Origin of the sequence: Rubneribacter badeniensis, from assembly GCF_002899695.1 — a bacterium.
Taxonomy (GTDB): domain Bacteria; phylum Actinomycetota; class Coriobacteriia; order Coriobacteriales; family Eggerthellaceae; genus Rubneribacter; species Rubneribacter badeniensis.
In genome coordinates, this window is record NZ_PPEL01000001.1 from 97,620 (window position 1) to 121,392 (window position 23,773).

Sequence of the window (23,773 nt, forward strand, 5' to 3'; positions counted from 1 at the left end):
GGCTGGGCAGAAAGATGAGGGATGCGCTGGGCGCTTGGTCGTGCGATAATGTCCGACATGCTCGTGAAAGCACGGGCGGTTCGGAACGGATGCGGGGGGGGGGGCTCTTTGCGATGGCGAGGAAGCTGGGCTTGCATATGAACGCGTGTGTGGCGCTTGCGGCGTGCGGGCTGGGGCTCAACCTGGTGTGGTGCACGCTCATGGGCCATACGCTCGGCTTCCTGTCGTCGGCTTCGGGCATGGAGGACTGGATGAACCCGCGGCTGTTCTTCCTGGCGGGCATCCTTGCGTCATCCCTTGCGTTCGCACTTGCTCCGCGCGCCCTCAGGCACGCCGACGGCGTGCTCAGGTTCGTCTTGCCGCTTCTGGCCGCGTTCGGCACGGCCTGCTTCGGGCTTTCGTACCATCAGACGTTCTTCGACGCCTCGGCGCTTGCCGTGGGCGGGCTGTTCGTGGCGGGCGCGTGCTACTTCTGGCTCGTCGCCCGCTTCGTCCTCTTGCTCGTGCGCGCTCAAGGGCAGACTTGCACGGTGGCCGCCGTCGCAGGGGGCCTTGTGGTCAAGCTTCCCGTCCTTCTGCTGCTCACGGCGTGCGTCGATCCTGGCGGGCAGGTGGTCGCGGCCATGGCGGCGCCGTTGGCCTCTGCGTTCGCATTCGAAGGGGCCGTCGCCGCCGCGCGGGCGGGTTCGGGCGGCGGCGAGGGTTCTGCGCGGCAGGAGGTGCCTCGCGTGCGCACGGTGTTCGGCGTGCCGTCGCGGCCTCGTCCTCCCGCCTCCTCGGTGGCGGATCGTCGCGCCATGGCCATCCTCCTGGCCACTGCGGCCGTGGTGCTCGCGGTCATCAGGTCGGTCAGCTATCTGGGCATGTGGGGCGACACGAACGCGAACATCTCAGCCGATCTCCCCTGGTTCACCGGCGTCGCGTTGCCCGCGGGCTGCGTGGCGCTGTTCGCCTGGGCCGCTCTCGTGCGCATGGCCGACAGCGCGCTGGCTGTCCGTTTCCAGCCAGCGCTCCTGCTCATCTTGGCGGGCTTGTTCGTCGTGGCCATACAGGCGAACCCGACTGCGGAGCCGCTCAGGTTCCTCACCGGGGTCATCCAGATCGACGAGCTGCTCGCGCACCTGCTGTTCTGGGCTGTCGTCGCGTGCGCGCTCGACGTGCTCGACGTCTCCCCGTACCGCGTGATGGGCGCGGCCTGCTTCGTCTACGCCCTCACGTCCGTCGCCTGGGTTCTGCTGCTCAGCCGCGCGGCCATCGTCGACACGCTGCTCGTCATGCTGGCCACCTACGCGCTTGTGGTCGCGGCCCTGTGCGCCACCTGGTTCGCCGGCCGGCGCGACGGGGAGGCGGTCTGCCGTGCGGGGGAGGCCTCGCCGCTGTCGGAGACGGTGGCCGACACATGCTCGGAGATCGCGCGGCGCTACGGGCTGTCGCCGCGCGAGACGGAGGTGTTCACGCTGCTCGCGCAGGGCCGCACGCGCGCGTTCATCCAAGAGGAGCTCGTGTTGTCGGGAGGGACGGTGAAGACGCACGTCACCCACATCTACGCGAAGATGGGCGTGCACGACCGCCAGGAGATGATGGACCTCATCTGGAAGTGAGGCGGCTCGAGGGCGCCGCATGGTATGATGCTGCCCTCGTTTTGATCCCGATGCGAAAGGCGCACGCCGTGCTCCATGTAGATATCTTCACCGACGGGGCGGCCCGCGGAAACCCCGGGCCGGGCGGCTTCGGCGCCCTCATGCGCTTCGTCGACCGCAACGGGCGCGTGCATGAAAAGGAGCTCTCCCAGGGCTTCGAGCGCACGACGAACAACCGCATGGAGCTGCTCGGCGTCATCGCGGCGCTCGAAGCGCTCAAAAGCCCCTGCGACATCACGCTGTACTCCGATTCCCAGTATGTGGTGAACGCCTTCAACCAGCACTGGGTGGACGGCTGGCTCAAGCGCGGATGGAAAAACGCGCAGAAGCAGCCCGTGAAGAACGCCGATCTGTGGAAGCGGCTGCTCGAAGCCAAGCGACCGCACAAGGTGGAGTTCGTGTGGGTGAAAGGGCACGCGGGGCATCCCGAAAACGAGCGGTGCGACGAGCTGGCCACCGCCGCCGCCGACGGGAAGGGCCGTCTCGTCGATGCGGGGTTCGAAGGGTAGGGGCTCGGTCGCGGTCGGGCGCGCCCGCGCCGTGTGCCAAGGGCCTGGGCTTTCGAGCGCGCGGGCCCGCCGGGAAGCGAAGGGCTCGCGCGCTGGCTCCTCGTCGAGGTGATCGCGGAAGCGCCGAGGCCGCCCAGGTCGGCCTCGGCGCTCGCATCCTTCGCGACGCGCTCGGGGCCAGTGCGGCGGCGGGTTGCCGCCGTCCTCTGCCTCCGACACTTCAGCCGTATGCGCCCGAAGGCGTTACGGCTCCCGGGTCGCCGCGGCCGCGATGAGCGCGCGCAGCTCGTCGATGCCCGTGCCCTTCTCCGACGAGCACACCACCACGGGCACGTCGGAGGCGAGGCCCAGCTGCCGCATGATGGCGCTTCTCTGCTTCATCTGCTGCTGGCGGCTCAGCTTGTCCGCTTTCGTAAGGGCCACGGCGAAAGGCAGACCGACCTCGCGCAGAAAGCCCACCATCCCCTCGTCGAGCGCCGACGCCGCGTGCCGGATGTCCACGAGCGACACCACGAGCGCCAAGTCGCGATCTTGGTTGAAATAGCCCTCGATGAGCTCCGACCAGCGTTCCTTCTCGGATTTCGACACCTTGGCGTAGCCGTATCCCGGCAGGTCGACGAAGCGCACGCCGTCGCACGCGAAGAAGTTGATGGTGGCGGTCTTGCCCGGCGTCTGGGACACCTTCGCCAGCCCCTTGCGGTTGAACAGCTTGTTCAGAAGCGACGACTTGCCCACGTTCGATCGTCCGGCGAACGCGATCTCGGGCAGGGTGGAGGCGGGCAGCTGCGACGACGTGCCGAACGACCGCTCGAAAACCACGTTGTTGATGTTCATGGGCGCGCCCCTTTCGGCTGCTTTCGGCCCTCGGCACCGAGGGCCGAGAGGCGGTGGTCTACCTGGTTCGCCGCCATGGTACCCGAAGGAGGGCGCGGGCGGGAGGGGAGGCGCGCGGACTTCGCCGAACCTTCGCGAACGGCGTCCTCTGCGTGCCTCCCCTCCCGCCCGTCCGGCGGTACGGAGCTCCCGTCCGCGCCCTCCTTCGGCGCTGCGACCTTAGCGGTGCTTCTTTCCGGTGTAGAACGCCAGGACCATACAGGCCAAGCTCGCCCAAGCCCAGAATCGATGCTGCTTCATGAAAGACGCTCCTTCCGAGTTCGCCGGGCATACGCCGTTTCATGGGGCGCACGATCCTTCGATCTGCGCGAGCCTCCGGTTCGCGGCGCTTTCCGATTGACTTTTGAACCTGGTGCCAGTATCTTAAAAAAGTTAATGAGGTGCAACTGTCAAGTTGCACGAGGACGGAGAACGTCGGAAAGGGGACGCATCATGGATTTTCCGAAGAAGGGCGGCTGGCTGATCGGCGCGGGCTTTCTGCTGGGCACGGTGGGCGTGAAGCTTCTGACCAGCCAGACGGCCAGGAAGTGCTACGTGCACGGCGTGGCGAAGGGCTTGCAGGCCAAGGCCGCCTACGAGGGCATCGTCGAGCAGGCCAAGGCCGAGGTGGACGACATCGTGGCCGAGGCGACGTACCTGAGCGTGCAGACCGCCTCGGAGCCCGCGCCCGAGGAGGCGCCCGCGCCGGCTTCCGAGGAGAAGGCCGCCAAGAAGTCTTCGAAGTAGCTCGGCGATGGAGTTCTCGATAACGAGGGAGATCCCGGGGCGCGTGCGCGTGAGGCTGGCGGGCCCTGTGCCCGCGGCCGACGTGGACGCGCTGTGCCGGGCGGTGGGGGCATGCCCGGACGTCGTGCGCTCGACGGCGTATCCGCGCATCGGCGCCCTTGCGGTGGCGTACCGAGGTGGCGAGGACGCGCGCGGGCGCGTGCTCGCGCATTTGGCGGGGATCGACGCGGAGGCGGTCGAACAAGCGCGTGCGGGATGCGGGCTGGCGCTTGCCTCGCGCTCGCAATCGCTTCTCCTCGATCTTGCGCGCCTGGCGGGAGAGCACTTCCTGCGCCGGTGGTTCCTTCCCAAGCCGCTCGCGGCGGTCGTGACCGCGTGGCGCTACCGGCACTTCCTGCGCGCGGGGCTGCGCTCGCTTGCCAGCGCGCGGCTCGACGTGCCCGTGCTGGACGCCGCCGCCATCGGCATGTCCTTCGCCAAGCGCGACCCGCGCACCGCCGGACAGACCATGCTGCTTTTGAACGTGGGCGAGACGCTCGAGGAGTACACGCGCTCGCGTTCGGAGGGGGCGCTCATCGAGGCGCTGCTCGACCTGCCGGAGACGGCGCAGCTGCTCGACGGCGACGAGGAGCGCCAGGTACCCGCCTCCGAGCTTGCCCCCGGAGACCTCATCGCGGTGCGCACCGGCATGCCCGTGTGCGTGGACGGCGAGGTGGTGCGCGGCACCGCGATGGTGAACCAGGCGGCGCTCACCGGCGAGCCTTTGTCCGTGGAGCGCGTCGCCGGGGACAACGTGTTCGCCGGCACCGCCGTGGAGGACGGCGAGATCGTCGTGCGGGTGACGGCGGACGCGGGAGAGACGAAGCTGCGCTCCATCGTGTCGTTGGTGGAGCAGTCGGAGGCGTTCAAGTCCGAGACGCAATCGCGCATGGAGCGGCTTGCCGACCGCATCGTGCCGTGGAACTTCCTTTTGGCGGGCGTCGTGGCGCTTGCGACGCGCAGCCTTGCCAAGACGTCGGCCGCGCTCATGGTGGACTACTCCTGCGCGCTCAAGCTGACCGGCTCCATCGCCGTGCTGTCGGCCATGCGGCAAAGCGCTCAGGCCGGCTTCACGGTGAAGGGGTCGAAGCACTTCGAGGCCATGGCGCGCGCCGACACCATCGTGTTCGACAAGACCGGCACCCTCACCGAGGCCACGCCGAAGGTGGCGTGCGTGCTCGCGCTCGACGGATGGAACCGCCGCGAGGTGCTGCGCCTTGCGGCCTGCCTTGAGGAGCACTTCCCCCATCCGGTGGCGCGGGCCGTGGTGCGGGCGGCCGCCGAGAAGAACCTCAAGCACCGCGAGCGGCACGCCGACGTGGAGTACATCGTGGCCCACGGCATCGCCTCGTCGCTCGACGGCAAGCGGGTGGTCATCGGATCGGAGCACTTCGTCGTGGAGGACGAGGGGGTTCCCATCTCGGCCGAGCAGGCCGAGCGCGTCGCCCGCGAATCCGAGGGCCTCTCGCCTCTGTACTTGGCGGTGGACGGCGAGCTCGTCGGCGTCATCGGCATCGAGGATCCGCTCAAGGAGGGCGTGGCGCGGGCGGTAGCCGAGCTGCGCGCGCTCGGGTTCGAGCGCGTGGTGATGCTGACGGGCGACAACGAGCGCACTGCCGCGCGCATCGCGGCCGAGGCGGGCGTGACCGAGTTCGAGGCGAACCTGCTGCCCGAGGACAAGCACGCGTTCGTCGAGCGCCTGAAGGCCGAGGGGCGCACGGTGGCGATGGTGGGCGACGGCGTGAACGACGCGCCCGCGCTTTCGCTGGCCGACGTCGGGATAGCCATGGGGCAGGGGACGGCGGTGGCCCGCGAGGTGGCCGACATCACGCTGACCGGCGGGGACCTTTCGGCGCTTGTGTCGCTTCGCCGTTTGAGCAGCGAGCTGACCGAGCGGCTGGACTCCTCGTTCAAGGAGGTCGTCGCCATCAACTCCGCTCTTTTGGCGGCGGGCATCGGAGGGCTCGTCACGCCGCAGGCCTCCTCGCTTCTGCACAACGCCTCGACGGTTGCGCTGAGCTTGCGCAACGCGGGTTCTTACCGAACGTAGGCCCTTCGGCGCGATCGCTGACGCGGCGCGCGGGTTCGTCCCGCGCGCCGCAAGCGCCGCGTGCCGGGTCGCATGCCGCCGCATGTCGCATGCCGCGCGAAAGCGCTGTTTGCAAATCATCGATCCTGTGGTACACTTCTGAGGTTTCTTATTACGCATGCTCGCGCGACCCGCTCCGCCAGTGGCCAACCGAAAAAGGCTGCGGAGGCAGGGGACGACCGCGGGCAGAGGACTAACGAATGGAGAGAGCTATGACGAAAGTCGGCATCAAGACGCTGCTCGACGCGGGCAGCCACTTCGGCCATCAGACGCGCCGTTGGAACCCCAAGATGAAGCCCTACATCTTCGGCAGCCGCGGGGACATCTACATCATCGACCTCAAGCAGACGCTCGTGGGCCTCGACCAGGCGTACACGTTCGTGTCCGAGCTCGCCAAGAAGGGCGGCACCGTGCTGTTCGTGGGCACGAAGAAGCAAGCGCAGGAGGCAGTCTCCGAGGCGGCGAACCGCTGCGGTATGCCGTACGTGAACGCCCGCTGGCTCGGCGGCATGCTCACGAACTTCGTCACCATCCGCTCCCGCGTCACGCGCATGGAGGAGCTCGAGGCCATGGAGGCCGACGGCCGCATGGCGGTGCTGCCGAAGAAGGAGCAGATCCTCCTTCGCAAGGAGCTGTCGAAGCTGCAGACCAACCTCAACGGCATCCGCAACATGAAGCGCACGCCCGACGCCGTGTTCGTCATCGACACGAACCGCGAGGCCATCGCTATCCATGAGGCCCGCCGCCTGAACATCCCCGTCGTGGGCACGCTCGACACGAACTGCGACCCGGACGACGTGGATTACGGCATCCCCGCGAACGACGACGCCATCCGCTCCGTGCGTCTGCTCGCCGACTTCGTGGCCGACGCCGTCGTGGCCGGCGTGGGCGCGCCGGTGACGGCCGCCGAGATGGCGGGCGAGGCCGAGGCCGTCGAGGCCCCTGCGGCTGAAGCCCCCGCTGCTGCCGAGGCTCCCGCCGCTCCGGAGGCCGCCGAGGCTCCTGCCGCGGCTGCCGAGTAGCCGCCCTTCCCACCGAACGAACGCGCCGCCGTCCGGGCGGCGCTCCCACCCCGCGCGCCGCATCGAGGCGCGCATCGCGAGAGAAAGGAACAACGTGGCTGACATCACCGCTTCCATGGTCAAGGAGCTTCGCGAGATGACCGGCGCCGGCATGATGGAGTGCAAGAAGGCGCTCGTCGAGGCCGAAGGCGACATGGACAAGGCCGTCGACGTGCTGCGCACCCGCGGTCTGGCCGCCGTGGCCAAGAAGGCCGGCCGCGCCACGAACGAGGGCACGGTCATGGCCATCGTCTCCGACGACGCCACGACGGGCGCCGTCGTCGAGATCAACTGCGAGACGGACTTCGTGGGCATGAACGACAAGTTCAAGGCCTACGCCGAGAAGATCGCCCGCGCCGCGCTGGCCGCCAAGCCCGCCGACCTCGAGGCCCTCAAGGCCGCCGACGCCGAGGGCGAGACGGTGGAGGCCGTCGTGACCGACGCCATCCACACGCTCGGCGAGAACGTGCAGCTCGCCCGCTTCGCCGTCGTCGAGGGCGGCGCCGTGTCGTCCTACATCCACGGCGGCGGCAAGATCGGCGTGCTCGTGCAGTTCGACGTGGAGGGCATCGACCCCGCGTCCTCCGAGTTCGCGCAGTACGGCCGCGACGTGGCCATGCAGGTGGCCGCCGCCGCGCCGGTCGCTGCGAACCGCGAGGCCGTCGATCCGGCCATCGTGGAGCACGAGAAGGCCATCTACATGGCTCAGGCCGCCGAGTCCGGCAAGCCCGAGGCCATCCAGGAGAAGATGGCCACCGGTCGTTTGGAGAAGTTCTTCAAGGAGAACACCCTTACCGAGCAGGCCTTCGTGAAGAACCCGGATCAGAGCGTGGCCGACTACACCGCCGAGGTGGCCAAGAGCCTGGGCGGCGACATCAAGATCACCGGCTTCAAGCGCTTCGTCCTCGGCGAAGAGGCGTAAAGCTTCTGCGTCATCGCTTGCGCAAGGCCCGAAGCCTTTCGGCTTCGGGCCTTTTTGCGTTCTCGTCGCGCGCATTGTCGCCCGTAAGGCGGCGCAACGGCAGTCGCGATTCGCAAGGCGCGTTCGCGGTCCTTCTGCTTTCGTTGTGAAGGGGCGGGGCGGGCGCTCCTCCGCCTCCTTCAAGCTTCCTATAATGGTGGCAATCGATTCCGGACGCGACGAGCGTCCGTCTTTGAACGGGGGACGGCCATGGCAGAAGAGATCATCATCGTGCAAGGCAACGACACGCTCGCCGGCGAGGTGGCCGTGTCCGGCGCGAAGAACTCCGCGCTCAAGCTCATCGCCGCGGCGCTGCTCGGCCATGGGGCGACGACGCTTCGCAATGTCCCGCTCATCTCGGACATCGACATCATGTCCGAGGTGCTGCGCCGTCTGGGGGCCGTCGTCGAGCGCGACGGGCACAGCCTGCTCGTGGACACGGCCGCCGTGGCCGCATGGGAGACTCCTTACGAGCTCGTGTCGAAGATGCGCGCGAGCATCTCGGTGCTCGGGCCGCTCATCGGACGCTTCGGGCGCGCCCGCGTGGCCATGCCGGGCGGCTGCCAGATCGGCGCGCGCAAGATCGACATGCACCTCGTGGGCCTCGAGGCCATCGGCGTCGAGTTCTCGATGGATCACGGATTCCTCGAGGCCTCCACGCCGCGGGGTCTGCACGGCGCGCACGTCGTGCTCGACTTCCCCAGCGTGGGCGCCACGGAGAACCTGCTCATGGCGTCCGTCGTGGCCGAGGGCCGCACGGTCATCGAGAACGCCGCGCGCGAGCCCGAGATCGTCGACCTCGCGAGCATGCTCTCGTCCATGGGCGCGCGCGTGAGCGGCGCTGGGGCGGCCATCATCGAGGTGGATGGCGTCTCGCTCGGCGATCTGCATCCCTGCGAGCACACGACGGTGGGCGATCGCATCGAGGCCGGGACGTTTCTGGCGGGCGGCGCGCTGACGGGAGGGCCTCTCGCCGTGCGGGGGATCGACCCGTCGTATCTGCGCGTCGCGCTCATGAAGCTCTCGTCCATGGGATGCGACGTGGAGACGGGAGAGGACTGGGTGAGCGTGCGGCGCACCCGTCCGCTTCGCCCCATCGACATCCAGACGCTGCCGCATCCTGGGTTCCCCACCGACCTTCAGGCGCAGTTCATGCTGCTCGCGGCGCGCGCCGAGGGCATGTCGGTGATCACGGAGAACGTGTTCGAGAACCGCTTCATGTTCGCGAGCGAGCTTGCCCGCATGGGCGCGGACATCGCCATCGAGGACCATCACGCCCTCGTGCGCGGCGTGGGCGTGCTGCAGGGCGCCGACGTGTCCTCGACCGACTTGCGCGCGGGCGCGGCCCTCGTGCTCGCGGGCATCGCGGCAGAGGGGGAGACGCGCGTGCACAACATCGCGCACATCGACCGGGGCTACGAGGACTACGCGGGCAAGCTGCGCGCCCTCGGAGCGGACGTCGTGCGCGCCGAGATGGACGCGGCGTCGGGCCGGTAGGGAAAGCGCATGGCGTTTCGTCGCAAGAAGGGCTTCACGGCGACCCGCTCGAAGCTGACCTCGCGCCGTCTGCGCACGGCCACGGTGGGAACCCACGTGCCGCGCCGTTCGCGCGCGGACACGAACGCGGCGTCCGTGGGGTTCTCGAACCCGCGCAAGCAGCGGCGCGCCACCCGGGGCTACGTGGACACCATCCTGCCGTCCACGGCCACGCGGGAGAGCTCGTCGCAGTACGCGCGCCGCGTGAGCCGCCGCGAGTTCGCCGACGAAGTGCGCCGGCATGCTCGCACGCGGCGCATCGCGGTGTTCGTCGCGTGCGCGCTCGTCGCGCTCGTCGCAGCCGGCGTTGCGGGTGCGGCTGCGTTCTTCGGGTCGCTCGACTCAAGGATGGGGCTTGCCGGCTCGGACGCCTCCTCTGCGCTCGCTGCGGAGAAGGAAGGCGAGCCGTTCTACGCGCTCGTCGCGGCCGATTTGGATGAAGCCGGTTCGGCCGGGGCCGTCGAGGGCCCGGACGCCTTGGCGCTCGTTCGCATCGACGAGGCTGCGCGAGCGGTCTCGGTCGTGTCGATCCCCGCGAACCTCAGGGTCGTGCTCTCGGACGGGGAGGCGCATCCCGTGCGCGACGCGGCGGCGAGCGGCGATGCGGCGCTCGTGAAGGCGGTGTCCGATTTCGCCGGCGTCGATATCGCGCACTTCGTGAAGACGGACGCTGCGGGCATCATGCGGCTCGTCGACGCGGCGGGGGGCGTCGAGACGGAGATCTCGGAGGAGGTGGACGATCCGACTGCGGGCGACGTGTACTTGCCCGCCGGGCGCCAGGTTCTCGGCGGCCGCGAAGCCCTCACGCTTCTGCGCGCGTCGAACTTCGAGAGCGGTGTCGAGCAGCAGGCGTCTAACCAGCGCGCCGTGCTCGGGGCGCTCTCGCTCAAGTTGCTCGGCGGTGGCACGCTCGATCTCCTCTCGCTGCTCGACGAGGTGGGCGGGTCCTTCCGCACCGACCTCGGCGCGCAAGGCGCGCTCTCCCTGGCCGGCAAGCTGCGCGGCATGGACGCCTCGGCGGTGAGGGGCGCGCTCGTTCCCGGCCAGGAGCTCCAAAGCGGCGGGACGAGCCTGTACGCGGCCTCGTCGGACGCGTGGTCGGCCATGATGGAGCGCGTCGAAGCGGGGGAGGATCCGGCGGTTGCGGACGAGGCGTCGAGCGTCGATCCCGCCAGCTTCACGATCACCGTGCGCAACGGCTCCGCCATCACCGGAGGGGCGGCGCAGCTTGCGGGAACGCTCGAAGGCCGGGGCTTCAAGGTCGTCGAGACGGGCAACACCGACGTCTACGCCGCCTATGACGAGACGCTCGTCGTCTACAACGACGACGCTTACGAGGCGGCGGCCCAGACGGTGGTCGATGCGCTCGGGTTCGGGCGCACGGTGGCGGGCAACGGGTTCTACACGTTCGAAAGCGACGTGCTCGTGGTGCTCGGGGAGGATTGGAAGCCCACGGCGTAGCGCCGCCGCTCGTCCCGCGCGTCCGATGCCCTCCGTACGGCGCGGCAGCCCCTGCGCATTCTCTCCGCATTTCGCCGACGCTCGCAGCGCAGCGGGCGGTCTGTGGTAGAATCGGCACCCGAGAACAGCCAATTCGGAGAAGGAGCGATTCCATGGTAGAGAGAAGCGATGTGGCGGCCGTGCTCGACCTCATCCGCCCGAGCCTGCAGGCCGACGGCGGCGACGTGAAGCTCGTCGACGTCGATGAGAACGGCGTGGTGTCCGTCGAGCTGCAGGGCGCCTGCAAGGGCTGCCCGATGTCCCAGATGACGTTGGCCAACGGCGTCGAGCGCATCCTCAAGGAGCGCGTTCCCGGCGTGACGAAGGTCGTCCCCGCCGACCTGTAGGGCCGTGCGAGACGAGAGAGCGGAGGGGAGGACGGTGGCGCGGTGCTGGGAGCTGCGCGGCTGCGACGAGGAGATGAGGTCGCGCTGCCCGCACAACATCCCCGGCGAGCCGTGCCCCGCCGACTGCCGGTTCGCGGCGTGCGAGCGCGACACCCATGTGGTGTGCCAGGACTTCAACGTGCTGCTCAACCCCGAGCGCGACTACGACGCCGCCGTCAAGGAGGTGTGCCGCTTCTGCGAGCACTTCCTCGTGCGGGGGCCGAGCGTGGCCGATCGCGAGGCAGGGGCCGTGGCGCGCCAGGGCAACCCGAACCGGTTTTTGCTGTGATCCGAGCGGCCGCCTGCGGGCGGCCGCTCCGCGTTGCGGGGAACGCGGAGTGGGGAGGAGGGGGCGACGCCCCGCATTCGCGACTGCTCTTTCCGGCGGTTCTGCTACAATGGGCGACGAAGGAAGCATGCGAGCGAGCGAAGGAGCGTGAGACGATGAGCCAGGGCGTGTCGTGTCCCGCCTGCGGGAGCGAAAAGCTGGATGTGCGTCGCTACGACGCCATGATGGTGGTTCGCGCCGATCTGGCTTTGTTCACCCTGCGCTGTCCGCGCTGTGGAGCCGTCGTGTCGAGCATGCAGCGCATCCCCGCCGAGCTGCTCGACGAGGTGCGGTTCGCCGCCATCGAGGTGGGTGCCGGCATGGGCCGGGAGTGACGCCGCCTCGCCGGCCGTTCTCCGTCCGTCTTGGCCGTGCGTCCGAGGCGGTCATCCGCGCGCTCCTTGTCCGAGCGTTTGCTTCGGGCCTCGAGCGGCATCTTCTGAAGACGAAGAAGGAATTTCATGCTCAACGACATCTACCAAAGCATCGATCCCGTCCTGTTCTCTCTCGGGCCTTTCACCGTGCGCTGGTACGGCGTGGCCTACGTGCTGGGATTCGTGTGCGCCGCCCTCGTCGTCTGGCGCGTCGCGCGCCGCTGGCGCGTGCGCGTGGATGCGGACTCGCTGCTCACCATCATGTTCTGCGTCATCGTGGGCGTCATCGTGGGCGGGCGTTTGGGCTACGTGCTCTTTTACGGCGACGGGTACTATCTGGCGCATCCCGAGAAGATTTTCGCGTTCAACGAGGGGGGCATGAGCTTCCACGGCGGCCTTATCGGCGCGCTTCTGTCGGGCCTTGTGGCCGGGAGGCTCACCGGCATTCCGTACCTCACGCTGGCCGACCTCGGCTGCATCGGCGCGCCGCTCGGCCTTCTGTTCGGCCGTTGTGCGAACTTCATCAACGGAGAGCTGTGGGGCGCACCCACCGACGCGCCGTGGGGCGTGGTGTTCGGCGGCGCGGCGGGCACGATGGCGCGGCACCCCTCGCAGCTCTACGAGGCGCTGCTCGAGGGCGTCGTCATCTTCGCGGCGCTCTACCTGCTGTCGCGGCGTCTGCCGCCGCGGCCCCGCGGCACGTTTCTCGGGCTGTTCTTGGTGATGTACGGCTGCTTCCGCTTCCTCGTCGAGTTCGTGCGCGAACCCGACGTGCAGCTGGGGTACCTGTGGGGCGGGTGGCTCACGATGGGGCAGCTTCTGTCGGCGCCGCTCGTCGCGGTGGGGGCGGGCGTGCTCGTTTATGCGCTTGTCGTGAAAAAACCGCAGCAGGGGCTTCCTGAAATGCAATGCAAAGAGTAACATATAGGTCGGAAACCAAACGATAGAAGGGGGACTCACCATGGATCTCAAGTTCTACAAGTGCCTGCACTGCGGAAACGTGGCCGTCAAGCCTTTCGACGCGGGCGTGCCGCTCGTGTGCTGCGGCGAGCCGATGGCCGAGCTTACGGCCAACACCACCGACGCCGCCGTCGAGAAGCACGTGCCCGTCGTCACTGTTGACGGCGCGAACGTCCACGTGGAGGTGGGCAGCACGCTGCACCCCATGACCGACGAGCACCTGATCTCCTTCATCTGCCTCGTCACGAAGAACGGCTACCAGATCCGCGAACTCACGTCGGCCGATGCGCCGACGGCCGACTTCGCCGTGGCAGAGGGCGACGCGCCCGTCAAGGTGTACGAGTACTGCAACCTCCACGGCCTCTGGGTCGCCGAGGTGTAACCCTCGCCTTCGAGGTCTGCGCTGCGGTTCGGACCGCCTTGAGCGCCCGTCCCGATCATCGGGGCGGGCGCTTTTTGCGTGCCGCTGCGAAGGTCGTGCGACGGGGACCGAGCGCACGATGGAGGTTCGGCTGCGCGACGGGGCCGCGCGCCGGGCGACGGGGCTTGGCCCTTTTGGAGCTTGCGTCGGGCCGCTTTTCGCGGGAGGGGGCCGTGCTACAATCGAAGGCGAGGGCGCGCCGGTTGGCCGACGGGGCTTGCGGCGCACGGCTGCGGACGAAAGGACGATCATGGGATTTCTCGACAACGCGCAGGAGATGCTCGACAAGGGCGTGTCGGCGGCGAAGGGAGCCGTCTCGGGCGTGGCCGTGGAGCAGCAGGCGTTCGCCAAGGCGTTCGTGCGCCTGTGCGCCGACGGGTGGGGCCAGGGCTGGCACGAGGGCAACGGCGGCAACCTGTCGTATCGCCTCGCGCCCGAGGACGTGGCCTCGTGCCGTTCGTTTTTCTACGACAACCCCAGCTCGTGGGTTCCCCTCGGGGTTCAGGCGGACGGTTTGCGCGGCGAGTTCTTGATGGTGACGGCGGCGGGCGCGCATCTGCGCGCGGTGCCGCTCGACCCCGACGCCGCGGCGGGCATCGTGGAGATCGGCCCCTCGGGCGACGCGTGGCGCATCGTCTGGGGCTTCAAGGGCGGCGCGGTGCCCACGAGCGAGCTTGCGAGCCATGCGACCGTCCACGCCGTGCGCAAGGAGGTCACCGGCGGGGCCGACCGCGTGCTCTACCATGCGCATCCCGCCGACGTCGTGGCGCTCACGAGCGTGCTGCCGCCCGATGCGCGCACGTTCACGCGCGCTCTGTGGAAGGTGCTCATGGAGAGCATGGTGGCGTTCCCGCGCGGCATCGGCGTGGTGCCGTGGACGGTGCCGGGAGGGCCCGCCGTCGCCGCGGCCACGGCCGAGGCGATGCGCTCCTTCGATGCGTGCGTGTGGGCGCACCACGGCGCGTTCTGCCCTGGCCCCACCTTCGACGCGGCGTTCGGGCTCATGCACGCCCTCGCGAAGGCCGCGGGCATCTATGCGAGCGTGCGCGCGATGAGCGGCGGCGAGCCTCCCTTCTCGATCCCCGACGAGGGCTTGCGCGGCATCGCCGAGGCGTACCGCCTTCCCGTGAACGAGGCGTTCCTTTCGTAGCGGGTCGTTTCCCGTCGCACGAGGGGGAGGGAGGCTATGATCATCAGCGCGAGCAGGCGCACTGACATCCCGGCGTTCTACTCGGAGTGGTTCTTCGAGCGGGTGCGGGAGGGGTTCGTGGTCACGCGCAACCCCTTCAACGCGGACCAGATGGCGAAGTGGCGGCTCGACCCCGAGGCGGTGGACGCCATCGTGTTCTGGACGAAGGATCCCGCTCCGATGCTCGGGCGGCTGCGCGAGCTGGACGAGCGCGGGTTCTCCTACTACTTCCAGTTCACCCTCACGCCGTACGGCAGGGACGTGGAGCCGGGCGTGCGCGGCAAGGGCGAAGTGGCGGACACGTTCAGGCGGCTTGCGGAGGCCGTGGGCCCCGAGCGGGTGATCTGGCGCTACGATCCCATCTTCCTCGGCGATGCGCACACCGAGGCATGGCATGCGGAGCGGTTCGGCGGCTTAGTGGATGCGCTGCGCGGATGCACGGAGCGCGTGGTCATCAGCTTCTTGGACGAGGGTTACCGCACCGTCCGCAGAATGGGGCGGGAGGGGCTGCGCGGCGGCACGGCCGAGGAGCAGGACCGTCTTGCGGGGACGCTGGCCGGCATCGCGCGGGCGGCGGGCCTTGCGATGGCCGCCTGCGCCGAGGAGGTTGACTTGACGCGCCACGGCATCGAGCGGGGATGCTGCGTCGACGCCGCGCTGATCGAGCGGATATCCGGCGGCGCGCGGGCGGGGTGCGCCTTGCGGGCCGCGAAGGACAAGAACCAGCGGGATGCGTGCGGGTGCGTCGAGAGCGTGGACATCGGCGCGTACAACACGTGCGCGCACGGGTGCGCCTACTGCTACGCGAACTTCAACCCGGGCACCATCGCCCGCAACCGCGCGCGGCACGACCCCGCCTCCCCGGTGCTTCTGGGGGAGTGCGACGCGGCGGCGCTGGAGTTCCGCGCAGGACAACGCAGCCTGTGGGAGGATCAGGGGCGCCTCTTTTAGAGGGGCTGCGCGGACGGCGGCGGCGCTTTCACGGGCGTTGTCCCGCACCGTGCCTCCGGGCCTTCCCTCGAAATGACGGGAATGCGCGCTTGGCGAACTGCTTTGCCGCCCGCGTGGCTTCGGCATCCGCGCAAAGAGGTTTCGCTTGCGGCGTTTTCCCGGGTCGCCGAAACGAGCGATCGCCTCTCCTTCGGTTTCCCTGCGATCGTCGAAACCCGTTCGCCAAGCGCGCATTTTGCGGCGATTGGCGAATCCTTTCGCAATAGCGCGAGGGCGTGCGAGGGATCCTGTGGATTCTTGCGAAATCCCTGAGAACCCCGTGCATGATCGGGCGGGCTGTGCTATAGTGCAAAGGCTTGTCTTCGCCTTGGTCGGAAACCAAGGCTCGTAAAGGAGAACCAGGAACATGAAACAGGGAATTCATCCGGAGTACATGGAGTGCACGGTCAAGTGCAGCTGCGGGAACACGTTCACGACGCGTTCCACGAAGCCCGAGCTGAAGATCGACATCTGCAACGTGTGCCATCCGTTCTACACCGGCCAGCAGCGCTTCGTCGACACCGGCGGGCGCGTCCAACGCTTCGCCGACAAGTTCGGCGCCGCCAAGGAGACGGTGGCCGAGCGCGAGGCCGCCCGCAAGGCCGCGCGTGCCGCCGCGGTGGCCGAGGCCGAAGCGAAGCGCAAGGCCGAGCGCGAAGCGAAGGCCGCCGAGAAGGCCAAGCGCGCCGAGGAGTTCGCGAAGAAGGCCGCTGCCGCCGAGGCTAAGAAAGCCGCCGAGGAAGCAGCTGTCGAGGCCGGCACCGAGGCGGAGGTCGCTGGAGAAGAGGCCGCCGCTGCGGATTCCGTGGTCGTGGAGGCCCAGGAGGCCGCTGCGGAGGCTCCTGCCGCCGAATAGCGCCTTTCGCGCCGACATTCCATGTCAGACGAGCGCCCGGTCATCGACCGGGCGCTTTCGCGTTCATTCGAGGGTGCGCCGGGCTGTGCGAGGAGCGGAGGGCGCAGGCTTCGGGCCGCAACCCCCGTGCCCCTCCTTTCCTCGCAACCCTCCCTCGTGCGCTCCAGGGCGGTTTGCCGCTTGCGGAAGGAAAAGCGCTCACCTCTTCTCGATGAACTCCTCGCCGCGTAACAGCTCCACGTCGAGCACGTCTCCCTTGTCCCACCCCGCTTCGCCGAGGGGCGAGACGCGCTGGGCGTTCGACGTCATGCACGCGGCCAGCTCTCCGGCCTTGAAGTCGAGGAAGTGCGCCATGTAGCCCTCGTCGTCTCGCGTCACGCGCACGCGGGCGATGTTCGCCATCTTGGGGATGCTCGCCTTCGCGGCATCCGCTCGCGCCCGCACGGTCGGATGCCGGCGCACGGGGATGCCGAGGATGCGCGCCGTGACGGCTTGCAGGCACCATTCGGAGCCGAAATAGGCGGCCATGACGGGTCCGGGCAGGTTGACGACCGGCTTGCCATCGACCACGGCCATCATGAGCGGCCGTCCCGGCACGGCGGCGATGTAGTGGTGCACCACCTGCCCGCGCCCCTCGATCAGCTTCGCGTTGAAATCCTCTTCGCCGAGGGCCGAGCCTCCGTTGACCACCACGACGTCGGCGGTGGAAAGCGCCGCCTCGAAAGCGCGCTCGAGCTCGGCGGGATCGTCGTGCACGAGGGGGAACACCACGGGCTCGGCACCGTACTCGATGAGGAGGTGCTTGCACATGAGGCTGTTCGCGTCCACGTTCTGCCCGCGCCGGGGCTTGATGCCGGCGGGCACGAGCTCGCTGCCCGTGGGTATGAACGCCACGCGCGGTTTGGCGCGCACGGGCACCATCGAGATCCCGCCCATGGCGAGCGCGGCCAAGTCGGTGGGGCGGACGATGCTGCCGGCGCTCATGAGCGGCTCGCCCTCGCGCAGCGTGGAGCCGCGCGGGCGCACGCCCGAACCGGGTTCGACCGCCACATCGTCGTCGAACGTCACGGAGCCGTTCTCCCCGATGGCCGCCTTCTCGATCATCACCACGGCGTCGAACGCGTCGGGGAAGTCGTCGCCGGTGTCGGCGCGCACGTAATCTGCCCCGGGCCTCCATCCGCTCGCATCGGGCACGCCGTTTTTAAACGCCGACGCCCTCACCGCGATGCCGTCGAACGACGACGCGCGCACCACCGGCAGCGTGTTTCGCGATGCGAGGTCGCAGGCGAGCACGCGCCCGACCGCGTCGTCGAGCGCGACGTGCTCGACGCGCCGCATCGGCTCCCAGGCGGCGAAGAAGTCGGCGAGCGCCTCTTCGCGCGTGGGGAAGCCGTCCATGATCTTCTCTCCCATATGCACCTCCTCGGTTGGTTTTCCCCTGATGATAGCAGGAAAGCCCGACGAGCGCCGGGCTTTCCTCGGATGCGTTCGCAACAGCTGAGCGGCGCTAGGCCTTGGGCTGGGCGTTCGCGGCGATCTCGTCGAACTCGGCCTCGGAGAGGTCGTAGCCGTAGAACGTCTTGAAGTAGCCGGCCACCGTCTCGTACAGGTCGTCATCGTACTGATCGGGGTACAGAAGGCGCGGCAGCCACTGCATGCCCAGCACCTGGTTCACCGTCGGCGGGCTGTTGAGCCAGTTCCACGGCGTGGTGGGCACCTCGTAGTAAGCGCTGTTCTTGACGGCGTCCAAATCGGCGAAGGCCGCGTCGTCTCCCACGGTGTCGTAGATGCTGCCCTCGGCGAACAGGATGAGCTCGGGGTTCCACAGGGCCAGCTGCTCCATGCTGATCTCCACGCCCTGCCCGCTCCCGGACACTTCGCCGAGGTCGGCCACGTTGTTCGCCACGAGATCCACCACCTGGCCCTGGTAGGAGTTTTTGGCGATGGTGTTCGTGCCCTTGTCGCCGAGCAGGTAGGCCACGCGCACGCGCTCGTCGTCGGGAATGCCCTCCACGACGGAGGTCGTCTCCTCGTAGGCGCTCTTGCAGTACTCGGACAGCTCGCGTCCGCGCTCCTCCATGCCGAGGAGCTCGCCGAGCATCTCGTAGGCGTCGGCATAGGTGTCCATCGTCGTCTCGATCATGACGACGGGGATGCCCAGCTGCTCTTGCAGCGTGTCGAGGTCTTCGGCGATGTTGTCCTTCAGCTCGCCGGTGTCGATGAGGATCTGGGTGCCGGAAGCCGCCACGGCCTCTTTGTTGAGGTCGCCCTTCGCGCCGAAGGCCGCGCCGGTCACGGGCAGCTCGGCGTAGCTTTCGCCCAGGTACTTCGCCTGGTCGTCCGAAAGCTCTTGGGACAAGGTGACCATCTTCTCGGGCGCCATGGTCAAAAGCACCTGCGTGGCGGTGTGGCCCGCCGGGGCGATGCGGTCGATCTGCGCCGGCACCTCCACCGTGCGTCCGGCCGAGTCGGTGAACGTGCGGGTCTCGCTCTCGGCGGCCTGTTGCTCGGCGGCAGATCCCCCCGAGGCGTCCTGGCCGCCTTGTCCGCTTTGCGAGCAGCCGACGACGCCGATCGCAAGCCCGCAGCACAAAGCGGCTGCGAGCGCGATGCCGGTCGCCCTCCTTCTTTTGGACATCGGTTCCTTTCTCATCGTTCTGCTTCCTCCCTTGCTTGCTTGCGGTCCAATTCGCTAACAGGCACGCAGACGCGCACCTTGTCGCCGTACAGGGAACAAACCTCCACGTCCACGTGGTAGATGGCGCTCACGAGCTCCTTGGTGACCACGTCTTTCGGGTCGCCGTAAGCGCAGACGCGGCCCTCGTTGAGCACGAGCGTCCGGTCGGCGTAGAGAAACGCTTGGTCGGGCTGGTGCGTCGACTGCACGATAGACATGCCTTCGCGCGCGAGCTGGCGCACGGCAGACAGCACGCGCACCGTGTTGCCGTAGTCGAGAGCGCTCGTGGGCTCGTCCATCACGATGGTGCGCGCGTCTTGGGCGATGGCTCGGGCGATGAGCACGAGCTGCTTCTCGCCTCCCGAGATGCGGGTGTAGGGGCGGTGCCCCAGGTGCGCGACGCCCACGCGTTCGAGCGCCTCCCACGCCCTTTCCACGTGGCGTTTCTTCGGCGAGCCGAACATCCCGACGCCGCCGCTGGCGCTCATGAGCACCACGTCGAGCACGTTGTAGTCGTAGACGGAGGAATGCGACTGGGGGATGTAGGCGATCTCGCGGGCGCGCTCGCGCACGGAGAGCGATCGGAGGTCCCTTCCGTTCACCGTGATGCTGCCCGTCCAGCCCGTGTTCAGGCAGAGGATGCAGCGGAACAGGGTGGATTTGCCCACGCCGTTGGGGCCGAGCACGTTCACGAGCATGCCGTCCGGTATGGAGAAGCTCACGTCGCGCAGCACGTCGCGACGCCCGTAGGAGAAGCCCAGTCCCTTCACATCGATGCTCATAGCTGCTGCTTCCTCCTCGTGATGAGGTAAAGGAAGAACGGCGCGCCCACGAAGGCCGTGAGGATGCCGATGGGTATCTCGGAGGACGCCATGAGGCGGGCGAGGTCGTCGACGACGAGCAGGAAGGTAGCGCCCATGAGCATGCTCGCGGGCAGAAGCTTGCGGTAGTCGCAGCCGATGATCATGCGGGAGAAGTGGGGGATGACGAGCCCCACCCAGCCGATCATGCCCGATATGGACACGCTGGCCGCGGTGACGAGCGTTGCCGCGAGGATGACCAAAAGGCGCACGCGGCGCGCGTTCACGCCCATGGTGGACGCCTCGTCATCGCCCATGGTGAGCACGTTGATGCGCCAACGCAGGGCGAACAGCACGACGAGGCCGACGGCTATGGGCGCGGCCGCCAGGGCCATGTCGCCCCATTTCGCCCCGGTGAGGCTGCCCATGAGCCAGTAGGTGATGGCGGCGAGCTGGTCGGACGGGTCGGCGACGAGCTTGGTGTAGGAGACGCCCGCCGAGAACAGCGAGCTCACCATGACGCCGGCGAGCACCACGATGAGCAGGTGGTTGCCCCGGGCGCGGCTGCCGATGAGCAGCACGAGCAAAACGGCGGCGATGGAGAAGAGAAACGCGCTCACCGAGATGAAAAGCGATGTGCAGCCGAGCAGGATGGCGACGGCTGCGCCGAACGCGGCGCCCTGGGAGGCTCCCAGGATGTCGGGCGAGACGAGCGGGTTTTGGAACGTGCCCTGGTAGGCTGCGCCCGCGGCGGCGAGGCTGCATCCCACCAGGAGCGCGAGCACGATGCGGGGCAACCGTACTTGGAAGAAGAGCGTCTCTTGCTGCGAGGTCCAAAACGGGTCGAAGGGGACGGCCAGGTGGGCGAGCATGCCCACCGCCTCGGCAGGGTTGATGGGGTAGCGGCCCAGCATGAGCGAGACGAGGGAGCTTGCCACGAGCAGCGCTGCGAGAACGGCGATCGCGAGGTTGGAGCGGCGAGCGCTGCGCCTTGAGGCGCAGCGCGCTTCGTCTTGGTCGGCGGCGCGGCGAGGGGACGTCCCCTCGCCGTCAGCGGGGCATGCCCCGCTGACGGCTCGCGGCTCTCCGGTACCGTTTCCCATGCCCCTCCCTCTCTTTATTTCCTTGATCGAGAATAATACTTAAATGAGTATATAGAAAAATGGAAATAAATTCAACGGGGAAAGGAGGCGTTGCCGAAGGGGGCGGCGACAGGTTGAGCGTTGGCCTTGGCGAGGGCACCGCGAGATATCGGCATCCGATTTCGAGAGGCGTTCGCTTCCGAGGGGCACCCATCCGTAGGAGGGCTTCGTTTCCTCCTCTTTGCAAAACCGAAGCCGATGTGAACTTGTGTTCGCCGGACCTCGGGCCGTGCTTTTTGCGATCGGGCATCGCGGAGGGCGCCTTCGTCAGATCAGGGGCTTCAGCTGCGCTAGTGGGGCTTTGGGTAGCGGGTGACCCGATCCCTGTCGATGCTGGTTTGACGGAGAGCGGAGAGACTCTCTGTCAAACCAGCATCGACACGAACCCATATTCTTTCATCATCGAGTCGAGCTTCCCCCTGAACGGGTGCCTCGGAAGCCCCCTCCCCGCCCGGCGGGGCCTCCTGCGACGTCGGCGAGTGCCTTGCCCGGCGGGTCTACCTGGCCTCTGCCAATCCTGGCCCAACAGCGGCAGGGGAGGCGACTAGCACAAAATGACGGTTAAGAACGATTTCCCTGCTTCCTGGAGGAGCGTTTTCGGAGAAACGCCAGGTCGCAAAATTCGATCTAGTCGAAAAATCGTTCTTAACCGTGATTTTGTGCTAAGGGGATCGCCTGTCCCCGTTAAACCGAGATTGATGCAGGCCAGATCGACCCGACGGGCAACGCCCCGCCGACGCCGCAGGGCCCCCGCCCGCCGGGCGGGCGGGGGCCTTCCGAAACCCCGGCCAGAGCAAACCCGGCTCAAGGATTGGCAAACATGGGTTCGTGTCAATCCTGGTTTGACAGAGATGCGGGAAATCAGGGGCGCGAGAGGGCGGCCCTAGAGCTAACCGTCTTGTTCGGCTGGGAGCCGGAAGCGTTTTGCCGCCGGCTCCGCAGGCTCGCGGCGCCGCTCGCCAGCGAGGAGGGCGGGGCGTCTCCTCTCGCGAGGCTACAGGCGGGAGAGCGAGGCCATCGCCAAAGCCTCCCCGAAGAACCGCCCCGCCCCGTTCTTCACGGCGAAGCGCACCTTTTCGGGGTCGGCGACCACGCTGCCGGCGAGCACGTCCGCACCGTGCTCGAAAAGCGCGGGCGACATGACCACGCTGGGCCCTACGAGCACGGTTTCCGCGCTGGATGCGAGTTCGAGCAGACGCGGTGCGGTCTTGTTGATGAGGGTGACGCCCGTGAAGAATGCGAAGTCGGCGCCGGGCAGCACGTACTCGCAGGCGGGGTCGGGCGTGTCGAGGTCGTGCGCGCAGTTGCGCTCGAGCACGGTGAGGTTCGCGTACTCGGCGATGCGCCCGACATGGGGGAAATGGCCGACCACCACCACGTTCTTGGACGCCGACGCTTCGATGCGCGGACGGTGCAGCTCGAAGGCGTCCATCTTGCGGATGGCGTCGTCGGGAAGCTCGATGGGATCGTCGTAGGATGCGCCGAGGCCGTCGAGGAGGGAACGCTGGGCGTAATAGGCGTTAAGGGCCGCCACGCCGAGCGTGGCCTCTTCGAAGCGCCACGACATAGACAACCGCGCCGCCTCGCGCAGGGGCAGTCCGCGCAGGTCGCGCGCCTCGCGTCCGCGCGCGCCTCCCTTGCAGGTGAAGCTGACGCCCATGCCGCAGTCGGCCTCGACGTAGGACCAGTGCGTGCCCAGACAGTAGTCGCGCACGCACGGGCCGTCGGGAACGCCCTCGATCAGCGTGCGGTAAAGGCTCCAGGGGTCTGTGCGCTCTGTGCGTTCGCGAGGGTTCATGGCGTGCTCCTTTTCTCGTATTTCGCGTTCCCGGGCTGTCGAGAGAGTATAATGCACGTTTGAGGATAATCAAGCGAAAAGGAGGGGAGGAGCCATGCTGTTTTTGCTCACCGGCGACGTGCAGATCGGCAAGACGCGCTGGCTCGAGCGCCTAGCCTCGGAGCTTTCTGCGGAAGGGTGCGAGGTGGCGGGCGTGGTGGCTCCCGGCGTGTGGCGCGCGGCGGGGGAGGGCGGGTTCGAGAAGCTCGGCATCGACAACGTGCTGCTGCCGGACGGCGAGCGCGTCGCGTTCGCGCGGCGGCGCGACCTCGCGCGCGCCGAGGGGTCGTTCGATCCGGAAAGCCAGAGCGAGGCCGCGCAGCTGGTTTGGCACATCTCCGATGACGCTCTTGCGCGTGTGAACGCGCACTTCGGGCTCATCGCCGAAGGCATGCGCGGCGGCGCGGAGGAGGGGGAGGCGCGTCCGAGGCTGCTCGTGGTGGACGAGCTCGGACGGCTCGAGCTCGAGCGCGGATGCGGCCTCGTCGCGGCGACGGAGCTGCTCGCCCGCGGCGCGACGGCGCGTTTCCCCCACGCGCTCGCCGTCGTGCGCGACTGGCTGCTTCCGCGCGCCGTCGAGCGTTTCGGCGCGGCGTGGGGAGGTGCGAGGGCGATCTCTCCCGACGACGGCGCGCGCGGCCTCGTGCGCGCCGCGTGCGGCCTCGCGTCCTGAGGGGCCTTCCGGCCCTTCGCAGTCGCGCAGCTTTTCGATTCCGGCCCCCTGCTTCTGCCTCCTTGTTTCGCGCTTGCGGCAAAGTTCTCGCACGGGGGCGAAGGGCGTCGGCATCGGAAGGGCCTCTTTCGCCATCGAGATCCTTTCGGCCTCGCCTCCCAGCGCGGTTGCGCTCCGCGACCCCT

General features: G+C 68.3%; 23 protein-coding genes. 17 read left to right on the top strand and 6 right to left on the bottom strand.

All coding sequences use genetic code 11. From position 1 onward, the window contains the following. Positions 1 to 137 precede the first annotated feature (137 nt). Both C2L80_RS00400 and rnhA read left to right on the top strand, forming a co-directional pair. The gene (locus tag C2L80_RS00400) at positions 138 to 1,601 is read left to right on the top strand and encodes a helix-turn-helix transcriptional regulator (RefSeq protein WP_087195413.1); all 1,464 of its coding nucleotides are present in this window, start codon (positions 138 to 140) and stop codon (positions 1,599 to 1,601) included. A gap of 68 nt (positions 1,602 to 1,669) precedes the next feature. Next, entirely contained in the window at positions 1,670 to 2,149 is a 480-nt protein-coding gene (gene rnhA, locus C2L80_RS00405) for a ribonuclease HI (RefSeq protein WP_224758758.1), read from the top strand. Positions 2,150 to 2,392: 243 nt separating this feature from the next. On the opposite strand, the gene yihA is transcribed toward rnhA, so the two are convergent. Then, entirely contained in the window at positions 2,393 to 2,983 is a 591-nt protein-coding gene (gene yihA, locus C2L80_RS00410; protein ID WP_087195369.1) for a ribosome biogenesis GTP-binding protein YihA/YsxC, read from the bottom strand. 492 nt (positions 2,984 to 3,475) lie between these two features. On the opposite strand from yihA, the gene C2L80_RS00415 reads away from it, so the two are divergent. The 14 genes from C2L80_RS00415 (at position 3,476) to rpmE (ending at position 16,459) form a co-directional block, all read left to right on the top strand. After that, positions 3,476 to 3,769 carry a DUF6110 family protein gene (locus C2L80_RS00415; protein ID WP_087195368.1) on the top strand — a complete coding sequence of 98 codons (294 nt, stop codon included), beginning with the start codon at positions 3,476 to 3,478 and terminating at the stop codon, positions 3,767 to 3,769. Between the two features lie 7 nt (positions 3,770 to 3,776). Then, entirely contained in the window at positions 3,777 to 5,858 is a 2,082-nt protein-coding gene (locus tag C2L80_RS00420) for a heavy metal translocating P-type ATPase (protein WP_087195367.1), read from the top strand. 251 nt (positions 5,859 to 6,109) lie between these two features. Continuing rightward, a complete protein-coding gene (gene rpsB / locus C2L80_RS00425) occupies positions 6,110 to 6,919 on the top strand; it encodes a 30S ribosomal protein S2 (protein WP_087195411.1) in 810 nt (269 codons plus the stop codon). Between the two features lie 94 nt (positions 6,920 to 7,013). Next, on the top strand, positions 7,014 to 7,880 hold the full coding sequence (gene tsf, locus C2L80_RS00430; RefSeq protein ID WP_087195366.1) for a translation elongation factor Ts: 867 nt from the start codon (positions 7,014 to 7,016) through the stop codon (positions 7,878 to 7,880). A gap of 249 nt (positions 7,881 to 8,129) precedes the next feature. Next, positions 8,130 to 9,416, top strand: a complete 1,287-nt coding sequence (murA, locus tag C2L80_RS00435) for a UDP-N-acetylglucosamine 1-carboxyvinyltransferase (RefSeq protein ID WP_087195365.1) — start codon at positions 8,130 to 8,132, stop codon at positions 9,414 to 9,416. Between the two features lie 9 nt (positions 9,417 to 9,425). After that, complete coding sequence (locus tag C2L80_RS00440; protein ID WP_087195364.1) at positions 9,426 to 10,916, top strand: LCP family protein; 1,491 nt, start codon at positions 9,426 to 9,428, stop codon at positions 10,914 to 10,916. Positions 10,917 to 11,068: 152 nt separating this feature from the next. Beyond that, complete coding sequence (locus tag C2L80_RS00445; RefSeq protein WP_087195363.1) at positions 11,069 to 11,302, top strand: NifU family protein; 234 nt, start codon at positions 11,069 to 11,071, stop codon at positions 11,300 to 11,302. 34 nt (positions 11,303 to 11,336) lie between these two features. Then, positions 11,337 to 11,630, top strand: a complete 294-nt coding sequence (locus tag C2L80_RS00450) for a hypothetical protein (protein WP_087195362.1) — start codon at positions 11,337 to 11,339, stop codon at positions 11,628 to 11,630. A gap of 155 nt (positions 11,631 to 11,785) precedes the next feature. Then, complete coding sequence (locus C2L80_RS00455) at positions 11,786 to 12,004, top strand: UDP-N-acetylmuramoylalanyl-D-glutamate--2,6-diaminopimelate ligase (protein ID WP_087195361.1); 219 nt, start codon at positions 11,786 to 11,788, stop codon at positions 12,002 to 12,004. A 126-nt stretch (positions 12,005 to 12,130) separates the two neighbouring features. Beyond that, positions 12,131 to 12,964 carry a prolipoprotein diacylglyceryl transferase gene (lgt, locus tag C2L80_RS00460; RefSeq protein WP_087195360.1) on the top strand — a complete coding sequence of 278 codons (834 nt, stop codon included), beginning with the start codon at positions 12,131 to 12,133 and terminating at the stop codon, positions 12,962 to 12,964. Positions 12,965 to 13,004: 40 nt separating this feature from the next. Next, positions 13,005 to 13,385 (top strand): desulfoferrodoxin family protein, encoded by a 381-nt coding sequence (locus tag C2L80_RS00465; protein WP_087195359.1) that lies wholly within the window; start codon positions 13,005 to 13,007, stop codon positions 13,383 to 13,385. 289 nt (positions 13,386 to 13,674) lie between these two features. Next, the gene (gene rhaD / locus C2L80_RS00470; RefSeq protein ID WP_087195358.1) at positions 13,675 to 14,574 is read left to right on the top strand and encodes a rhamnulose-1-phosphate aldolase; all 900 of its coding nucleotides are present in this window, start codon (positions 13,675 to 13,677) and stop codon (positions 14,572 to 14,574) included. 36 nt (positions 14,575 to 14,610) lie between these two features. Continuing rightward, positions 14,611 to 15,564: a DUF1848 domain-containing protein gene (locus C2L80_RS00475; RefSeq protein WP_087195357.1), complete on the top strand. Its 954-nt coding sequence runs from the start codon at positions 14,611 to 14,613 to the stop codon at positions 15,562 to 15,564. 406 nt (positions 15,565 to 15,970) lie between these two features. Then, positions 15,971 to 16,459 (top strand): 50S ribosomal protein L31, encoded by a 489-nt coding sequence (gene rpmE, locus C2L80_RS00480; RefSeq protein WP_092200817.1) that lies wholly within the window; start codon positions 15,971 to 15,973, stop codon positions 16,457 to 16,459. 198 nt (positions 16,460 to 16,657) lie between these two features. On the opposite strand, the gene C2L80_RS00485 is transcribed toward rpmE, so the two are convergent. From C2L80_RS00485 to C2L80_RS00505, 5 genes are all read right to left on the bottom strand, one after another. Beyond that, the gene (locus tag C2L80_RS00485) at positions 16,658 to 17,872 is read right to left on the bottom strand and encodes a molybdopterin molybdotransferase MoeA (protein ID WP_103262373.1); all 1,215 of its coding nucleotides are present in this window, start codon (positions 17,870 to 17,872) and stop codon (positions 16,658 to 16,660) included. A 94-nt stretch (positions 17,873 to 17,966) separates the two neighbouring features. Beyond that, entirely contained in the window at positions 17,967 to 19,112 is a 1,146-nt protein-coding gene (locus tag C2L80_RS00490; protein WP_103262374.1) for an ABC transporter substrate-binding protein, read from the bottom strand. Beyond that, on the bottom strand, positions 19,109 to 19,918 hold the full coding sequence (locus tag C2L80_RS00495; protein WP_103262375.1) for an ABC transporter ATP-binding protein: 810 nt from the start codon (positions 19,916 to 19,918) through the stop codon (positions 19,109 to 19,111). Before C2L80_RS00495 ends, C2L80_RS00490 begins: the two co-directional genes overlap by 4 nt. Further along, the gene (locus C2L80_RS00500; protein ID WP_103262376.1) at positions 19,915 to 21,039 is read right to left on the bottom strand and encodes a FecCD family ABC transporter permease; all 1,125 of its coding nucleotides are present in this window, start codon (positions 21,037 to 21,039) and stop codon (positions 19,915 to 19,917) included. The genes C2L80_RS00495 and C2L80_RS00500 overlap by 4 nt, the downstream gene beginning before the upstream one ends. A gap of 1,033 nt (positions 21,040 to 22,072) precedes the next feature. After that, complete coding sequence (locus C2L80_RS00505; RefSeq protein ID WP_092200733.1) at positions 22,073 to 22,876, bottom strand: DUF364 domain-containing protein; 804 nt, start codon at positions 22,874 to 22,876, stop codon at positions 22,073 to 22,075. Positions 22,877 to 22,970: 94 nt separating this feature from the next. Here C2L80_RS00505 and C2L80_RS00510 point away from each other — a divergent pair, with 94 nt between their 5' ends. Continuing rightward, entirely contained in the window at positions 22,971 to 23,588 is a 618-nt protein-coding gene (locus C2L80_RS00510; protein WP_103262377.1) for a nucleoside-triphosphatase, read from the top strand. The last annotated feature ends 185 nt before the right edge of the window (positions 23,589 to 23,773 follow it).

What these genes read in the sequence shown, in the direction of transcription:
- C2L80_RS00495 (WP_103262375.1), bottom strand. Translation starts at nt 19,918, where the DNA reads ATGAGCATCGATGTGAAGGGACTGGGCTTCTCCTACGGGCGTCGCGAC.
- C2L80_RS00485 (WP_103262373.1), bottom strand. Translation starts at nt 17,872, where the DNA reads ATGGGAGAGAAGATCATGGACGGCTTCCCCACGCGCGAAGAGGCGCTC.
- C2L80_RS00490 (WP_103262374.1), bottom strand. Translation starts at nt 19,112, where the DNA reads ATGAGAAAGGAACCGATGTCCAAAAGAAGGAGGGCGACCGGCATCGCG.
- lgt (WP_087195360.1), top strand. Translation starts at nt 12,131, where the DNA reads ATGCTCAACGACATCTACCAAAGCATCGATCCCGTCCTGTTCTCTCTC.
- yihA (WP_087195369.1), bottom strand. Translation starts at nt 2,983, where the DNA reads ATGAACATCAACAACGTGGTTTTCGAGCGGTCGTTCGGCACGTCGTCG.
- C2L80_RS00465 (WP_087195359.1), top strand. Translation starts at nt 13,005, where the DNA reads ATGGATCTCAAGTTCTACAAGTGCCTGCACTGCGGAAACGTGGCCGTC.
- C2L80_RS00400 (WP_087195413.1), top strand. Translation starts at nt 138, where the DNA reads ATGAACGCGTGTGTGGCGCTTGCGGCGTGCGGGCTGGGGCTCAACCTG.
- C2L80_RS00475 (WP_087195357.1), top strand. Translation starts at nt 14,611, where the DNA reads ATGATCATCAGCGCGAGCAGGCGCACTGACATCCCGGCGTTCTACTCG.
- rhaD (WP_087195358.1), top strand. Translation starts at nt 13,675, where the DNA reads ATGGGATTTCTCGACAACGCGCAGGAGATGCTCGACAAGGGCGTGTCG.
- C2L80_RS00505 (WP_092200733.1), bottom strand. Translation starts at nt 22,876, where the DNA reads ATGAACCCTCGCGAACGCACAGAGCGCACAGACCCCTGGAGCCTTTAC.
- murA (WP_087195365.1), top strand. Translation starts at nt 8,130, where the DNA reads ATGGCAGAAGAGATCATCATCGTGCAAGGCAACGACACGCTCGCCGGC.
- C2L80_RS00415 (WP_087195368.1), top strand. Translation starts at nt 3,476, where the DNA reads ATGGATTTTCCGAAGAAGGGCGGCTGGCTGATCGGCGCGGGCTTTCTG.
- rpsB (WP_087195411.1), top strand. Translation starts at nt 6,110, where the DNA reads ATGACGAAAGTCGGCATCAAGACGCTGCTCGACGCGGGCAGCCACTTC.
- C2L80_RS00440 (WP_087195364.1), top strand. Translation starts at nt 9,426, where the DNA reads ATGGCGTTTCGTCGCAAGAAGGGCTTCACGGCGACCCGCTCGAAGCTG.
- rpmE (WP_092200817.1), top strand. Translation starts at nt 15,971, where the DNA reads ATGAAACAGGGAATTCATCCGGAGTACATGGAGTGCACGGTCAAGTGC.
- C2L80_RS00455 (WP_087195361.1), top strand. Translation starts at nt 11,786, where the DNA reads ATGAGCCAGGGCGTGTCGTGTCCCGCCTGCGGGAGCGAAAAGCTGGAT.
- C2L80_RS00420 (WP_087195367.1), top strand. Translation starts at nt 3,777, where the DNA reads ATGGAGTTCTCGATAACGAGGGAGATCCCGGGGCGCGTGCGCGTGAGG.
- C2L80_RS00510 (WP_103262377.1), top strand. Translation starts at nt 22,971, where the DNA reads ATGCTGTTTTTGCTCACCGGCGACGTGCAGATCGGCAAGACGCGCTGG.
- C2L80_RS00445 (WP_087195363.1), top strand. Translation starts at nt 11,069, where the DNA reads ATGGTAGAGAGAAGCGATGTGGCGGCCGTGCTCGACCTCATCCGCCCG.
- C2L80_RS00500 (WP_103262376.1), bottom strand. Translation starts at nt 21,039, where the DNA reads ATGGGAAACGGTACCGGAGAGCCGCGAGCCGTCAGCGGGGCATGCCCC.